The following is a 14,808-nucleotide window of genomic DNA, read 5'->3' as shown; positions in this document are numbered from 1 at the left end:
GGGGAGCAGATGAAAGGAATTATACTGGCTGGGGGTTCTGGCACCCGTTTGTATCCAATAACACGCGGTGTATCAAAGCAGTTATTACCGATCTATGACAAGCCGATGATTTACTATCCGCTGTCAGTATTAATGCTGTCGGGCATACGCGATATCCTGATCATCTCGACACCGGAAGATTTACCCGCTTTTAAACGATTACTAGGCAGTGGTGAACAATTTGGTATCCAACTTAGCTATGCTGAACAGCCTTCACCTGATGGTCTGGCGCAGGCATTTCTGATTGGTGAAGAATTTATCGGCAATGATACTTGCTGTCTGGTATTGGGTGACAATATCTTTTTTGGTCAAGCATTTAGCCCGAAACTACAACATGTTTCGGGCCGAAAAACAGGCGCGACAGTCTTCGGTTATCAGGTGATGGACCCCGAACGATTTGGTGTAGTGGAATTTGACGAGCAGTATCGGGTACTTTCCATAGAAGAAAAACCGGTACAGCCTAAATCCAATTGGGCGGTGACGGGTCTCTATTTTTACGACAACAAAGTCGTGGATTTCGCCAGACAAGTAAAACCTTCTGCGCGCGGAGAACTGGAAATCACCAGCATTAACCAGATGTATCTGGAATGCGGTGAATTGAATGTTGAATTATTGGGGCGTGGTTTTGCCTGGTTGGATACGGGGACGCATGACAGCCTGATTGAAGCCAGTACTTTTGTTCAGACCGTTGAAAAACGGCAAGGCTTCAAAATTGCCTGTCTGGAAGAGATCGCATGGCGTAATGGTTGGCTCAGTGAGGAGCAATTAAAAGTGGCGGCCACGGATTTAGCGAAAACAGGTTACGGCAACTATCTGATGGATTTGCTCAATGTCTATTCACGCCAACCTTGACCCTTTGGTCTGGGAAAACCAGTTTTTTGGTTTATCTACTGCCCGCCTGAATTTTTCGTCGGAAGCGGCAGCATTGACGGCTGCTGATTTGGACCAATATGCATTGGTGCAAGCTAAAGTGGCGGCCCAGCAAACGGGCATTATCGATGAGCTTTCTGCTTTCGGGTTTTCACTGGTTGAAGGTGAGGTCGATTTACGGTTATCGATTGAGGCGGGAGATATTCCTGGCATGCATACGGGAAAAGAAGCCATTCGGGCAAAACAAGAAAATATCCCCGTATTGAAAGCTGTTGCAGCGCGTGTATTTACCGCGAGTCGTTTCCGGGCACCCTGGTATCAACAGGATGACAGTGGGCGATTTTACGCCGCTTGGGTTGAAAAAGCCGTTTTAGGCACATTTGATCATGAATGCCTGCTTGTCCATGATGAACACGGTCAAATAGCGGGTTTTGTCACGTTAAGGGACATAGGTAACAGCGAAGCACGCATTGGTTTATTGGCAGCTGTACCAGATAATCATCATCAAGGGATTGGCAAAAAATTAATGTCGGCGGCGCAACAGTGGTGCCAGAGCCATCAGATACAACGGCTGAGAGTAGCGACACAAATAAGCAATATCGCTGCGTTGCGTCTTTATACACGTCGTGGTGCCATCATTGAAAGCACCGCATATTGGTTATACAGAGGACGAAATGATTCCATTTAATAAACCACCGATAGTCGGTACTGAACTTGAATACATGCAACAGGCGATGGCTAGCGGTAAATTGTGCGGTGATGGTGAATTTACCAAACGTTGCGAAGAATGGATGGAACAGCGTTTTAATTGCCCGAAGGTATTGCTGACACCCTCTTGTACAGCTTCACTGGAAATGGCGGCAATGTTGTTGGATATCCAGCCGGGCGATGAAGTCATTATGCCGAGCTATACCTTTGTTTCGACCTCTAATGCCTTTGTACTGCGTGGGGCAACCATTGTATTCGTGGATATTCGTCCTGATACCATGAACATTGATGAGAACAAGATTGCCGCCGCTATTACAGAGAAAACCCGTGCCATCGTACCGGTGCATTATGCGGGCGTGGCCTGTGAAATGGATACCATCATGGCACTGGCGAAAAAATATAACCTGTATGTGGTGGAAGATGCTGCACAAGGCGTCATGTCCACCTATAAAGGCCGTGCATTGGGCACAATTGGACATATTGGCTGTTTCAGCTTTCATGAAACCAAAAATTACTCGGCCGGTGGTGAAGGCGGGGCAATATTAATCAATGAGAGTTCTATGATTGCCCGTGCCGAAATCATTCGGGAGAAAGGTACCAACCGTAGTCAATTCTTCCGTGGACAAGTCGATAAATACACATGGCGTGATATCGGTTCCAGCTATCTGTTGTCTGATCTGCAAGCGGCTTACCTGTGGGCACAACTGGAACTTGCTGAAAAAATAAACCAACGCCGCCTGACTTTGTGGGAGAACTACTATCAAGCCCTGAAACCATTAGCAGACGCGGGGCACTTAGCTTTGCCAATTGTCCCGGAAGGTTTGGAACACAATGCCCACATGTTCTATATCAAGCTCAAAGAGGTAGGAGCGCGTAGCGCATTCAATAGTTATATGAAAGAGAATGGTATCCTGAGCGTATTCCACTACGTGGCATTGCATACCAGTCCTGCGGGTGAGAAATGTGGCCGTTTCCACGGCGAAGATCGCTTCACCACCCGCGAAAGTGACCGCTTAGTTCGCTTACCGATGTTCTACAACATCTCTGATACAGAACAGCAAATCGTTATCGATCGTATCAAGGAATTTTTCGCCTGATATGTCACTTGCTAAAGCTTCTGTTTGGACAGCAGGCTCCACACTGATCAAGATCGGTGCGGGGTTGCTGGTCATTAAACTTCTGGCGGTATCTTTTGGTCCAACAGGTGTTGGGCAGGCAGGTAATTTTCGCCAACTCATTACTGTATTAGGTGTGCTCTCTGGGGCAGGGATTTTTAATGGTGTCACCAAATACGTGGCGGAACATCACCAGCAACCGGAAAGGCTCAGGGCCGTATTGGGCACATCATCCTTGATAATTTTGGGTTTTTCGACCTTACTGGCAGTGATTTTCCTCTGGTTCAGTGAAATTATCAGTATTGGCCTGTTTGGTCACACCCATTACAAAACTGTTGTGCAGACGCTCGCATTTATTCAAATGGGTATTGCTTACGCCAACTATTTTCTGGCAATCCTGAAAGGGTTCAGGGATGCTAAGGGAAATGCGTTAGCCATTATTTTGGGCAGTCTGACAGGCATGCTGGCTTATAGCCTTTGCTATTGGCTGGGGGGCTATGAAGGGGCATTGGCTGGCCTGGCATTGGTACCTGCATTGGTGGTTTTACCTGCCGGCCTGATGATACTGCATCGCAAGGTGATTACGTTTTCTGCTTTGAAACCTATGTGGGATCGTGCGATTGCCAGCCATTTGGGCAAATTTACCCTTATGGCATTGCTGACTTCCATTACATTGCCCGTTGCTTATGTCATGATGCGAAATTTACTGGCCGCGCGTTATAGCTGGGAAGAGGTCGGGATTTGGCAGGGAGTGAGCAGTATTTCAGATGCCTATTTACAATTTATCACCGCCTCCTTCACGGTTTATCTATTGCCGACCCTTTCTCGTCTGGAGAGTAAACAAGAAATCACTGGCGAGATTATGAAGGCGCTGAAATTTGTCTTGCCTGCGGTGGCAGCTGCCAGTTTCTCTGTCTGGTTGTTGCGTGATTTCGTGATTTGGCTGTTATTTTCAGACAAATTCATCGCCATGCGGGATCTGTTTGCGTGGCAGTTAGTGGGCGACGTGTTGAAAGTTGGTGCTTATGTTTTTGGTTATCTGGTGATAGCGAAGGCGGCACTGCGTTTTTATCTATTGACTGAAGTGAGCCAGTTCCTTTTACTGACGGGTTTTTCTCATTGGCTGATACCGGCAAATGGGGCGTTGGGGGCTGCCCAGTCATATATGGTAACTTACATTGTTTATTTCATTCTTTGTTGTAGCGTATTTATTATTTATCGCAGGCGAGCATGACAACCCTAATTCACGTTTTGGGATCGGATATCCCACATCACAATCAAACGTTACTGCGTTTCTTTAATGACGTCTTGGCACAGGAAATACATTTTCCCGCCAAACCGTGTTTTATGGTGGTGTCCAAAGACCACACATGGTTATCAAATTACCCTGACCTGACTATTTCACTTTATAACAGTAAATCTGCCTTGTCACAGGCGGTGATAGAGAAAGCGAAGGCCGACAGAACCGTTCGTTTCTTTTTCCACGGCCAGTTTAATGCTGCTTTGTGGTTAGCTTTATTAATGGGCAAAATTAAGCGACATCAATTCTTTTGGCATGTTTGGGGCGCAGATCTCTATGAAGAGTCCCGCCAACTGAAATTTCGTTTGTTCTATCTGATCCGTCGCCTGGCACAGAAGCGGTTAGGGCATATTTTTGCCACGCGTGGTGATCTGCGGCACTTTTTTCAGGATGATCCGCGTTCAAGTCAGGCCGAACCTGATGTGCCATCATCATTACTCTATTTCCCGACCCGGATGAACCCTATGCTGACGGTAACGGAGAAAACATTTTCACCGCAAGGGATTACCATCTTATTGGGCAATTCAGGAGATCAATCCAATCGTCATACTGAAGCCTTGCAGACGATCCACCGCCAGTTCGGTAATGAGGCAAAGGTAATCATTCCAATGGGCTATCCTGATAATAATCAGGCCTATATCCAGAGTGTGGAGCAAACGGCGTTATCGTTGTTTCCGGCGCAAAACATCCGCATTTTGAAAGAGCAAATAGCCTTTGATGAATACTTATCATTGTTGCGCCAATGCGATTTGGGTTATTTCATTTTCAATCGTCAGCAGGGTATCGGAACACTCTGTCTGTTGATTCAATTTGGTATTCCGTTTGTTCTGAGTCGTCAGAATCCATTCTGGCATGATTTAACGGAACAGCAGATCCCTGTGCTGTTTGACGGTGATGAACTCAATAAACACTGGGTGCAGGAAGCACAGCGCCAGATGCTGTCCCTCGATAAAAAGGCGATTGCTTTTTTTGATCCCCATTTCATTGAGGGGTGGAAAACCGCCCTGTCGGCAGCATCTGGAGAGTAGCAATGACCTTGACACAATTCGGCGGGCTTTTTGTTGTTTACGTGATTTCGGTGGCCTTTATCCTGACTTTAACGTATCAGGAGTTTCGGCGTATCCGTTTTAACTTTAATGTCTTTTTCTCATTGTTGTATCTGCTGACATTCTATTTTGGCTTTCCATTGACGAGCCTGCTGGTATTTCAGTTTGATGTGAAAGTCGTGCCGGTAGATTCGTTGTTACATGCGATGTTGGCGTCTGGCTGTTTTTATGCCATTTACTATGTGGCTTATAAAACACGTCTCACTTACAAAATACGGCCCGACGATAATATCAGACCTGAAAACTTAACGGTGACTGTGCCGCGTAAGCCCCTGTTTACGATGAATCGGGTGGAAACGAATCTGACGTGGTTACTGCTTGCCGGTATTGCTATCGTTACGGTAGGCTCCTTCTTTATGCAGAACGGCTTTTTGCTGTTTAAGTTACAGTCCTATAGCCAGATATTTTCCAGCCAGGTTTCCGGCGTGGCGCTCAAGCGCTTCTTTTATTTCTTTATTCCTGCCATGCTGGTGGTCTTTTTTCTGAAACCGACCAAAGTACGATGGTTATGCTTTTTGGTCGGAACGGTGGGGTTTGGCATCCTGACGTATGTGATCGTTGGCGGAACGCGGGCTAACATCATTATCGCATTTGCATTGTTCCTGTTTATCGGGATTGTTCGTGGCTGGATCACGCTGTGGGTGCTGTTTACTGCGGGTGCGATGGGAATTGTCGGTATGTTCTGGCTGGCGTTGAAACGCTACAGCCTGGATGTAAGCGGGGCGGAGGCATTTTATACTTTTCTGTATCTCACGCGGGATACTTTTTCGCCGTGGGAAAATTTGGCCCTGTTGCTGGATAATTACAGCAAAATTGAGTTTCAAGGGCTGGCACCGATTATCCGTGATTTTTATGTTTTTATTCCTGGTTGGGTATGGCCGGACAGGCCTAATCTGGTCTGGAACACCGCTAACTATTTCACGTGGGATGTATTAGATAACCACTCTGGTCTTGCGATCTCCCCCACACTGATAGGCTCTCTTGTGGTGATGGGGGGGGTATTCTTTATCCCTCTGGGGGCGATTGCAGTCGGTTTTATTATCAAATGGTTTGACTGGATTTATGAAGCAGGAAAACAGGAAAGTAATCGCTATAAAGCAGCTATTTTGCAGGCTTTCTGCTTTGGCGCCATCTTTAACATGATTGTGCTTGCCCGTGAAGGAGTAGATTCTTTTGTTTCTCGGGTGGTGTTCTTTTGTATTGTCTTTGGCCTATGTCTGGTTGCGGCGAAATTGCTGTATTGGCTGTTTGAAAGTGCCGGGCTGATTCGAAAGTTTGTGGTCAGTAATCTGGCTACTTTGCGAAAAACATCTGTTATTTTGGATGTAAGGAAAAAAAATGGCGTTGAATAACACTCCCAAATACCGCATTCGCGGTCTCAATATTTGGGGCTTTCGCGGTATGTCGCATTTCCTCGATCATCTTTTCCTGGATGGACAGGTAAAAACAGGGACATTGGTTGCGATTAACGCAGAAAAAGTGCTCACGGCCGAGAAAGATAATGCACTGAATATATTGTTGGGTGAGACCGAATATTTATACGCAGATGGTATTAGCATCGTACGTGCCATTCGCCGTAAATACCCTGAGGCGGAGGTATCGCGTATTGCGGGCGCTGATTTATGGGAAGCCTTGATGGAACGGGCCGGATGTGAAGGTACTCCGGTCTTTCTGGTTGGTGGAAAACCCGATATCCTGGCACAGACTGAGCACAAACTGCGTACCCAGTGGAAGGTCAATATTGTGGGCAGCCAGGATGGGTATTTTACGGCCGAAATGCGTGATGAGGTATTTGAGCGGATTCATGCCAGTGGTGCTGCGATTATTACCGTAGCAATGGGATCACCCAAACAGGAAATCTTTATGCGTGACTGCCGCAAGGTATATCCAGATGCACTGTATATGGGGGTTGGCGGAACCTATGATGCCTTTACTGGTCACGTTAAACGTGCCCCAAAAGTCTGGCAAAATCTGGGTTTGGAGTGGTTGTATCGCTTACTTTCTCAGCCAAGCCGTATCCGTAGGCAGCTAAAGCTATTGAGATTCCTTGGTTATTATTATGGTGGTAGGCTTTAGCCCCGATCATGTCCTTTTTCTACCTGTTGCGTCGGGCATATGCGATTGCAGCAGGTTTTTGTTTTTTGGATTTGCTAATAGCTTGTTGTTTAATCATTTGTGTTCACATTCCATGTTTTAACTCCCGTGTTTTTAAGCCTCACTTGGCAAAAGTGTCAAATAGTCACCTTGTTATATGAGGAAAATCAGTCAGGCTGGAAGTCGTTCTCTTCCATTACGATGTCAAATAAAACAGATATCGACTCAATTTTATAATTTTTTATTTCACTGATTGGCAAAACGTGTTTTGATCCCAGCCTTTTTTACAACGATTGATTATCAATTCCTGTATTTTTCTGTTTGCAAGTATAGACATCATAAAAGTGGATAGGGAGTTTTATGAGTGATTCAAAACAGAGCCTGCAAAGGGGACTTGAGGCACGTCATATTGAGCTGATTGCGCTAGGTGGCACAATCGGTGTAGGGCTGTTCATGGGTTCAGCCAGTACCTTGAAATGGGCCGGCCCTTCTGTTTTGCTGGCTTACATTATTGCTGGTTTTTTTGTCTTTTTCATTATGCGTTCCATGGGAGAAATGTTGTTCCTTGAACCTGTAACGGGTTCATTTGCTGCTTTTGGGCATAAGTACCTAAGCCCTTATTGGGGATGCCTGACCGCATGGGGTTATTGGTTCATGTGGGTTTCTGTCGGGATCTCAGAAATCACGGCCGTGGGCGTCTACGCTGAATTCTGGTTTCCAGAGTTGCCGCAATGGGTTTCAGCACTGGTAGCGGTTGGATTGGTTGCCTTAGCCAACCTGGCGGCAGTAAGGCTATATGGTGAGCTGGAATTTTGGTTTGCCATGATCAAAGTCACAACGATTATTGTGATGATCCTGATTGGCATTGGTTTGATTTTCTTCGGTTTGGGCAATGACTGGCAACCCATTGGTTTGGATAACCTGACTGCACATGGTGGTTTCTTCTCCGGTGGATGGAAAGGCTTTTTATTTGCCCTTTGTATTGTGGTCGCTTCCTATCAGGGGGTAGAGCTGGTTGGCATTACTGCTGGTGAAGCGAAAAACCCACAAGTTACCCTTAAAAAAGCGATCAACAATATTTTGTGGCGTATCCTGATTTTTTATGTTGGTGCTATTTTTATCGTTGTAACCTTGTTCCCGTGGACGGCAGTAGGCACGCATGGCAGCCCGTTTGTGATGACTTTTTCTAAAGTTGGTATCGCTTCTGCGGCTGCGGTGATTAACTTTGTCGTGTTGACAGCTGCGCTGTCAGGGTGTAACAGCGGAATGTACAGCGGTGGCAGAATGCTGTATGCCTTGGCGCAGAACCGTCAATTGCCTGCTTCATTACTGAAATTGTCGAAAAATGGGGTGCCGGTAAGATGTATTGCAATTACCATTGGTTGCTTGATTGCAGGTTCCTGCCTGAATTATCTGATACCAAATCCGCAGTCAGTATTTGTTTACGTCTATAGCGCCAGCGTATTGCCTGGCATGGTGCCATGGTTTGTGATTCTGGTCAGTCAATTGCGTTTCCGTCAGCATCATGAGGAAGCCATAAAACAGCACCGGTTTAAATCGATTCTGTTCCCTTACGTCAATTACCTGACATTGATTTTCCTGTGTTGTGTCTTGGTGGGAATGGCAATTAACCCTGATACACGTTTCTCACTGATAGTGGGTGGCCTATTTTTGTTGATCGTGTCATCAATTTATGGGTTGATGAAATGGTATTTGTCTAAAAAATCGATATAGTTTTCTGGTCGGTTTTTAATCTAAAAAACGATTTGTGATAATACTGCGGTGGAAAAGTGCTGCCTTTATCAGCTAAATGAGTAAAGCGTAATCAAACGCTTCATTTCTTTTAAAAAAGCACTGGACAGTACGACATTAAATCCGTACTATCCTCCACCGCAACGGCGTTAAGCGCCCGTAGCTCAGCTGGATAGAGCGCTGCCCTCCGGAGGCAGAGGTCTCAGGTTCGAATCCTGTCGGGCGCGCCATTTAAAGCGTGCAAGAGCAGTGGTAATGAGTTATCGTGGTCGGGCATTGTTGTATGTAAAAAGATAGCTGTTATGGTGGCTATAGCTCAGTTGGTAGAGCCCTGGATTGTGATTCCAGTTGTCGCGAGTTCGAGTCTCGTTAGCCACCCCATCTTTTTTATGAAACGCGAGGGTGGCGGAATTGGTAGACGCGCTAGCTTCAGGTGTTAGTGTCCTTACGGACGTGGGGGTTCAAGTCCCCCCCTTCGCACCATAAGAAAGATAAAAAATATATTTCGGCGAGTAGCGCAGCTTGGTAGCGCAACTGGTTTGGGACCAGTGGGTCGGAGGTTCGAATCCTCTCTCGCCGACCAAATTCTTTTCTTCTTCTCCCTATGATCCCTGCTCTCCCTGCGGATAAAAAATTTTTCCCTTTTTATTTCTTCTTAATTTCTGTTCTATTTTTAATCGATAAATTGAGTGTTATTGTTTTTGTTAATGAATTAACGTTATGTTTTAAAAAATATTTTTTATTGATGTTGTATTTCAACGACAAACCGCACTACTCAATGTCTCAAATAGGAGACGTTCAACTATATGATTTATCATGTCTATATTTAAAAGGCTCAAAGAGCGTCTCAAATGAGAGACGGTATTTTTAACGATATTTGGTGAAAGTCCGGTTATCTATTATGGAAAGCCAGCCAAACCCGGGGTAAAGAAAGTTTATCCTGATTGAAAAAGTTGGCACATAAAATGCAATATTTAAGATTGTAGATACTCATTCCACTCCTTATGACAGCATATGACTTCATAAACCTCGGGATGATGTAGAGCTGATTGTCAGTGCCTATAGTCCACGTTATAGATGAGTAAGTATTCTGTCTTTTCATCGCAAACCGGACACAACGTTGAGTGAGGCACTATCCGTCTGTAGACCTGATTGTATTTATACACCTGTCTTCTTTGATAGGTGTTTTTTTTTGTCTGTAGAACAGTGAAGACAGGCTTCAGGCAGTTGGCCATGAGCTTTAATGGTGAATGCACCTCGGTTAACGACTCAATTGCATCCCATATCTTTCATCGTTAACTGAGGTGTGTGCCCCCGTTTATACTTCGACGTCGCTATCACGCTTCAGGGTCAGCATAAAGCCTTTATTGCGGGTTTGGGTAGCTTCTTCACGCTTTTGCAATCTGTCCAGTGCATCGGCAAGCCATGCGTAATCATGAGCATCTGGTCGTTGAGCAAGAGCGGCTTTAAATGCCGATTCAGCATTGGCCCATTCACCACGGCGCAGGGCAACTTGTCCCAGTGTACTATTGAACAGCGGGGTTGCACCATGTTGCTTTAACAGGTGAGCAAGGGTCTTTTGTATGGCGTCAGAATCACTTGCCTTAAGATGGGGAATTAATAGCAGCAAACGTTCGTCGTACTGCTGTTTTAATCCGTCCAAAATGATTTGTTGGGCGGTCTTGTGATCATTGCATTCAATCAAATGCTCGGCCACGGCAACTTGCAGTACAATGTCATTGCGCATTTTGCGGCTTTGATCTTTCCACCATATTTTCAGCCCCGTACAGCCTTTCTCTGCCATAACCTGATTCATTAATCCAATATAGGCTTGCTGACGTAATTTAAGGATTTCTTCTTCACTGTGCAGATTAGCTTTCAGCATGGAAGGCAAAATATCAATCAGGGATTGATAAGCACCTGAAAGAGAGTAAGCCTGTTCAGCTAATCGCAATACTTCAGGGTGACGAGGGGCATGATCCAACAGCTTGTCCACACCAACGCGTGCGGCATGAATTTCACCTTGTGCTAATTGGACCCGGATACGGGTAATATCAACGGGAAGCTGGTCTTTATCGGCAACTTCTGCCGCTTGTTGAATATATTGGTTGGTTCGGAAATAATCCCCGCGTCGTTGGGCTGCCTCTGCCGCCAGCAGATAATTCACGACAGGAAGTTCTGCATGGTCAGCGTTGCGGGCCATCAGGCGTTCAACTTGCTTGAAATCCCCTTCGGCGAATTTCAGCAGTGCCTGTTTGGTTTGTGAGCGAGCACGATGACGTTTATATCCACCAAAGATCCAGCTATGAGTGGACGTGCTGGTACGTTTTAAACGCCGATAACACCAGCTGATCAGAATCAGCAGGAATTGCAGCAGGAGGAAGATGATCACTAGCCCAGTGATACTGGTGGTAATGTTGAGCTTGTCCGTCTGGATCAAAACATATCCTTGGTGGCCAGACATCAAGGGACCAACGACGATCCCGATAATAAGGATCACGAACAGCAAGAATATCTTCAGCATGTTCAGTTCCCCTCAACGGATGTTTTTACCTGATCGGCGGTTGTCGACTGTGATTGTGCCTCAGGCAGAATTTCAGATTGGGAATCCGTTTGGGATTGCGTGGAATCTGGTAAGTTATAGATACGCTTACGAACCAGCTCTGCCAATATCGGCTGGCTGTTCAGTTGTTCAGGAACATTGATGGATAACGGTCTCTTTTGCAGTGAGGCAACGTTTGTTAAAAAGCGCTCTGCCCCTGAGTCAGTGGTATCAAAATAAGCATTCACCCAAGATTGAACATCTTTCAATGCATCCTGATAAATTTTAACTTGATGGCGAGGAACTGCCTGAGCAGCAATCAGTAGCCTGGAACGAATGTTCTCGCGCAGGTAAACACCTTGGTTAGGTGCCAACAGCGGCTCTTTGCTGTTATCACGTGGCGTAATGGTAACGAAGTTATCCATAAAGCTGTGCCAGCTATGGCCCAGGTTCTGGCGCCAATCAGCGAGGGAGGCAGTGATCCCATGCTCGTTTTCCTTCTCCGATGTGGCTTGTTCTACTTTATTGGCAAGGTGTAAGTTATCGACTTGGTTTGATAGCTGATTCAGCATCAGGATAATACCGTCTAAATCAATCTGTTTGATTTTGGTCAGGGAATCGATATCTGCCATGATAGCTTTACGGGCATAGAGCAGGCTGGGATCATCCATTTCAGCCAGGTTCTGGTCGGCATCTTTCAGCAAGGCGATGGCAGTAGTCATATCCTGTTCGCTCCAGACTTTTCGGCCAGCCATCTTAACGAGGGAGCTTGCCTGCGCCAGTCGCCAGTTTTCAATATCTGTATTTGCAAATGCCGAAACACGGTTTTGAAGCTCTGTAATGCGACCAGCCTGTTGCTGACGTTGTGAGTTGGCTTGTTGTAAGGAATCCGCCAACTCTTGGAGTTTGGTGCTAAAGTTTTGCTTATCGGCAGACTGCTGTTGTGTCAGAGACGCCGTCTCTTGTTGAAGAGCGAGATTTTCGGCTTTTAATGCTGCATTCTGCTGTTGACCATGATAATAAATATAAAGACCACCAACACCTATCGCCAAAGAAATGGCAATTGAGAGCGTATTACCTAACCATCCATAACTCTTAACCGTATCGGTAGATGGTTTTTGTTCCGTCTTTTTTTGTTCCGTCATAATGGACATCCCCTATTAATTTATTCCAGTGCCTGGATTAAGGCGTCATTATCTGCACTCTTGGCGACTTGTATTGTTTGCCAGCCCAAAGTCTGGGCGATATCAGCAAGACGTTTGCTGACCACAATCAGCTTGCAATTCAGTAACCATGCTTTTCCAGCGCTATCCGTGACTAAGTTATATAACAGTTGCAGCATTTCGCCACTTGTAACAACGATGGTTTTTATACCACACTGCTGCCAGTGACGATTGAAATCGGCTGTATCGTATTTGACTGGCTGGCGTGAATAACATTCACAGTAATCTACTGCACCTCCACGGAGCCTTAATGTGGAGGCAATCACTTCGCGGCCGCCATTGCCTCGGAGCAATAAAATCTGTTTATTGTCCATTGACTGTAAAGTGGGGAGTTGCAGCAGATCTTCACTGGTTTCACCCTGCTTAGAATAGAAGATTTCCAATCCTGTTAATTGATGAAACATCAGGGAAGTTGATTTGCCGATCCCATAATAGGATAGCTGTTCAGGCCATGATTGGCCTGCTTGAATAAGCTGTTCATTGGCATAATGAACCGCATTTTTTGATAATAGAAAAACCCGATCTCCCGCAGACAGCCATTGCAGCTTTTGTCGCAGTAATGGCAAATCTGCCCCCGGATGAATTTCAATGAGGGGGGCGCTGAAGGCTGATTTTCCAATAGACCGCAGTCGCTTGACCAATTCCTCTCCTGCGGGGACAGGGCGGGTGATCAAAATGCTCATTTCGGTAGGTTCCTCTGGTATACGTGCGCCAGGATCTGGCGTGCGCCCTTTTCCAATAACTCTTCCGCCAATGCGATACCCGCCTGACGAGCCTCTTTGGGTGAGACCACTCTTTCACCGCGCACGATCACTGTGCCATCAGGGGAACCCACAAGCGCACGTAACCAAATATTTTCTCCCTGCCAGATGGCATAACTGCCAATCGGTACCTGACAGCCTCCTTCAAGGCGGGTATTCATCGCTCTTTCAGCGAGAACGCAAGCTTCTGTTCTTGCGTGGTTCAGGGGCAGCAGCAGTTCACGGGTTTGATGATCATCAAGCCGACACTCAATACCTACCGCCCCTTGACCAACGGCTGGCAGCAATAATTCAGGCTCTAATGGCATACGAATGCGTTCTTCCAGCCCCAGCCGTTTCAGGCCCGCTGTTGCAAGAATAATGGCATCATAATCGCCGTTATCGAGTTTGTTCAGACGGGTCCCGACATTACCGCGTAAGTCACGAACGACAAGATCAGGACGTCGCTGACGGATTTGGCACTGGCGACGTAAACTGGAGGTGCCCACAACACTGCCAGTCGGTAGGTCATCGAGCGAGGCGTATTTTACTGAAACAAAAGCATCCCGTGGATCATCCCGTTCGCAGATTGTGACCAATCCCAAACCATCAGGAAATTCGACAGGGACATCTTTCATGGAGTGGACGGCAATATCAGCTCGCTTTTCGAGCATCGCTAATTCCAGTTCCTTCACAAACAGCCCCTTGCCGCCTACCTTTGCCAATGGCGTGTCGAGGATAATATCACCGCGTGTCACCATTGGAACCAGTTCTACTTGCAGTTCTGGATGAAAGTGTTTCAGTTGCTTTTGAACATATTGCGCTTGCCACATAGCTAATGGGCTTTGGCGGGTAGCGATGCGAATGGTTTTCATTGTCATGGATAAATCTATTAGGTAAGTATATTGGGTAATTGATGGAGAAATAATGGTTTTTAGCCACCAGTTAGCCACCAATTAGTGAGAAAATAGTGCCAGTTTTAACATCTCAATGATTTTTTTTCCAGTGACGAAAAAGCCAGAAGAAATCAAAATAGTATATGGATATACAGTTTATGAAATAAAAATAATTTTAAATATTAAAATAATAGTTTGCTCGAATGGATAAAATAAACAAACAGATTGATTTAAAAGCAAATTGAAATTTGGGTTTATCTTAATGATAAAAAGCGCTGAAAATATTTAACAATAAGAAAAATATTATTCGATTAAATATTGATGAAAGAGTGATGTATTTACAATATCTTACAACCGCGATATGAAAAATAATCAGCGGTAATAGTGATACTAAAAAAGCATATTATTGTGTCTGTTTTGTGA

General features: G+C 45.7%; 12 protein-coding genes and 4 tRNA genes. 12 read left to right on the top strand and 4 right to left on the bottom strand.

The features are described from left to right. The first annotated feature begins 9 nt into the window (after positions 1 to 9). The 12 genes from rfbA (at position 10) to AAY47_RS00600 (ending at position 9,567) form a co-directional block, all read left to right on the top strand. Positions 10 to 891: a glucose-1-phosphate thymidylyltransferase RfbA gene (gene rfbA / locus AAY47_RS00655; RefSeq protein ID WP_047766322.1), complete on the top strand. Its 882-nt coding sequence runs from the start codon at positions 10 to 12 to the stop codon at positions 889 to 891. Further along, positions 869 to 1,597, top strand: coding sequence for a dTDP-4-amino-4,6-dideoxy-D-galactose acyltransferase (gene rffC / locus AAY47_RS00650; RefSeq protein WP_047766321.1), 729 nt, complete (start codon positions 869 to 871; stop codon positions 1,595 to 1,597). Before rfbA ends, rffC begins: the two co-directional genes overlap by 23 nt. Beyond that, entirely contained in the window at positions 1,584 to 2,714 is a 1,131-nt protein-coding gene (rffA, locus tag AAY47_RS00645; RefSeq protein ID WP_047766320.1) for a dTDP-4-amino-4,6-dideoxygalactose transaminase, read from the top strand. The genes rffC and rffA overlap by 14 nt, the downstream gene beginning before the upstream one ends. A 1-nt stretch (position 2,715) precedes the next feature. Continuing rightward, positions 2,716 to 3,966 carry a lipid III flippase WzxE gene (gene wzxE / locus AAY47_RS00640; RefSeq protein WP_047766319.1) on the top strand — a complete coding sequence of 417 codons (1,251 nt, stop codon included), beginning with the start codon at positions 2,716 to 2,718 and terminating at the stop codon, positions 3,964 to 3,966. Then, positions 3,963 to 5,060, top strand: coding sequence for a TDP-N-acetylfucosamine:lipid II N-acetylfucosaminyltransferase (locus AAY47_RS00635; RefSeq protein WP_047766318.1), 1,098 nt, complete (start codon positions 3,963 to 3,965; stop codon positions 5,058 to 5,060). Before wzxE ends, AAY47_RS00635 begins: the two co-directional genes overlap by 4 nt. A 2-nt stretch (positions 5,061 to 5,062) precedes the next feature. Continuing rightward, positions 5,063 to 6,490, top strand: coding sequence for an ECA oligosaccharide polymerase (gene wzyE, locus AAY47_RS00630; RefSeq protein ID WP_047766317.1), 1,428 nt, complete (start codon positions 5,063 to 5,065; stop codon positions 6,488 to 6,490). Next, positions 6,477 to 7,214 carry a lipopolysaccharide N-acetylmannosaminouronosyltransferase gene (wecG, locus tag AAY47_RS00625; protein WP_047766316.1) on the top strand — a complete coding sequence of 246 codons (738 nt, stop codon included), beginning with the start codon at positions 6,477 to 6,479 and terminating at the stop codon, positions 7,212 to 7,214. The genes wzyE and wecG overlap by 14 nt, the downstream gene beginning before the upstream one ends. Positions 7,215 to 7,592: 378 nt before the next feature. After that, positions 7,593 to 8,966 carry a bifunctional threonine/serine APC transporter ThrP gene (gene thrP / locus AAY47_RS00620; RefSeq protein ID WP_047766315.1) on the top strand — a complete coding sequence of 458 codons (1,374 nt, stop codon included), beginning with the start codon at positions 7,593 to 7,595 and terminating at the stop codon, positions 8,964 to 8,966. Positions 8,967 to 9,137: 171 nt separating this feature from the next. Beyond that, positions 9,138 to 9,214: transfer RNA gene (locus tag AAY47_RS00615), tRNA-Arg, on the top strand. 75 nt (positions 9,215 to 9,289) lie between these two features. Then, positions 9,290 to 9,365, top strand: a tRNA-His gene (locus AAY47_RS00610). A gap of 15 nt (positions 9,366 to 9,380) precedes the next feature. After that, a tRNA-Leu gene (locus AAY47_RS00605) sits at positions 9,381 to 9,467 on the top strand. A 23-nt stretch (positions 9,468 to 9,490) separates the two neighbouring features. After that, positions 9,491 to 9,567, top strand: a tRNA-Pro gene (locus tag AAY47_RS00600). Between the two features lie 735 nt (positions 9,568 to 10,302). On the opposite strand, the gene hemY is transcribed toward AAY47_RS00600, so the two are convergent. Genes hemY through hemC form a run of 4 tightly spaced genes read right to left on the bottom strand, consistent with a single transcriptional unit; the run spans position 10,303 to position 14,370 of the window. Next, complete coding sequence (gene hemY / locus AAY47_RS00590) at positions 10,303 to 11,508, bottom strand: protoheme IX biogenesis protein HemY (RefSeq protein WP_047766313.1); 1,206 nt, start codon at positions 11,506 to 11,508, stop codon at positions 10,303 to 10,305. A gap of 2 nt (positions 11,509 to 11,510) precedes the next feature. After that, the gene (hemX, locus tag AAY47_RS00585; RefSeq protein ID WP_047766312.1) at positions 11,511 to 12,671 is read right to left on the bottom strand and encodes a uroporphyrinogen-III C-methyltransferase; all 1,161 of its coding nucleotides are present in this window, start codon (positions 12,669 to 12,671) and stop codon (positions 11,511 to 11,513) included. 20 nt (positions 12,672 to 12,691) lie between these two features. Then, positions 12,692 to 13,432, bottom strand: coding sequence for a uroporphyrinogen-III synthase (gene hemD, locus AAY47_RS00580; RefSeq protein WP_047766311.1), 741 nt, complete (start codon positions 13,430 to 13,432; stop codon positions 12,692 to 12,694). After that, a complete protein-coding gene (hemC, locus tag AAY47_RS00575) occupies positions 13,429 to 14,370 on the bottom strand; it encodes a hydroxymethylbilane synthase (RefSeq protein WP_047766310.1) in 942 nt (313 codons plus the stop codon). The genes hemD and hemC overlap by 4 nt, the downstream gene beginning before the upstream one ends. Positions 14,371 to 14,808 lie beyond the last annotated feature (438 nt).

It is taken from the genome of Xenorhabdus griffiniae (assembly GCF_001028135.1).
In the GTDB taxonomy this organism is placed as follows: domain Bacteria; phylum Pseudomonadota; class Gammaproteobacteria; order Enterobacterales; family Enterobacteriaceae; genus Xenorhabdus; species Xenorhabdus bakwenae.
This window is presented reverse-complemented; position numbering and strand designations above follow the sequence as displayed.

What these genes read in the sequence shown, in the direction of transcription:
- rfbA (WP_047766322.1), top strand. Translation starts at nt 10, where the DNA reads ATGAAAGGAATTATACTGGCTGGGGGTTCTGGCACCCGTTTGTATCCA.
- rffC (WP_047766321.1), top strand. Translation starts at nt 869, where the DNA reads ATGTCTATTCACGCCAACCTTGACCCTTTGGTCTGGGAAAACCAGTTT.
- rffA (WP_047766320.1), top strand. Translation starts at nt 1,584, where the DNA reads ATGATTCCATTTAATAAACCACCGATAGTCGGTACTGAACTTGAATAC.
- wzxE (WP_047766319.1), top strand. Translation starts at nt 2,716, where the DNA reads ATGTCACTTGCTAAAGCTTCTGTTTGGACAGCAGGCTCCACACTGATC.
- AAY47_RS00635 (WP_047766318.1), top strand. Translation starts at nt 3,963, where the DNA reads ATGACAACCCTAATTCACGTTTTGGGATCGGATATCCCACATCACAAT.
- wzyE (WP_047766317.1), top strand. Translation starts at nt 5,063, where the DNA reads ATGACCTTGACACAATTCGGCGGGCTTTTTGTTGTTTACGTGATTTCG.
- wecG (WP_047766316.1), top strand. Translation starts at nt 6,477, where the DNA reads ATGGCGTTGAATAACACTCCCAAATACCGCATTCGCGGTCTCAATATT.
- thrP (WP_047766315.1), top strand. Translation starts at nt 7,593, where the DNA reads ATGAGTGATTCAAAACAGAGCCTGCAAAGGGGACTTGAGGCACGTCAT.
- hemY (WP_047766313.1), bottom strand. Translation starts at nt 11,508, where the DNA reads ATGCTGAAGATATTCTTGCTGTTCGTGATCCTTATTATCGGGATCGTC.
- hemX (WP_047766312.1), bottom strand. Translation starts at nt 12,671, where the DNA reads ATGACGGAACAAAAAAAGACGGAACAAAAACCATCTACCGATACGGTT.
- hemD (WP_047766311.1), bottom strand. Translation starts at nt 13,432, where the DNA reads ATGAGCATTTTGATCACCCGCCCTGTCCCCGCAGGAGAGGAATTGGTC.
- hemC (WP_047766310.1), bottom strand. Translation starts at nt 14,370, where the DNA reads ATGACAATGAAAACCATTCGCATCGCTACCCGCCAAAGCCCATTAGCT.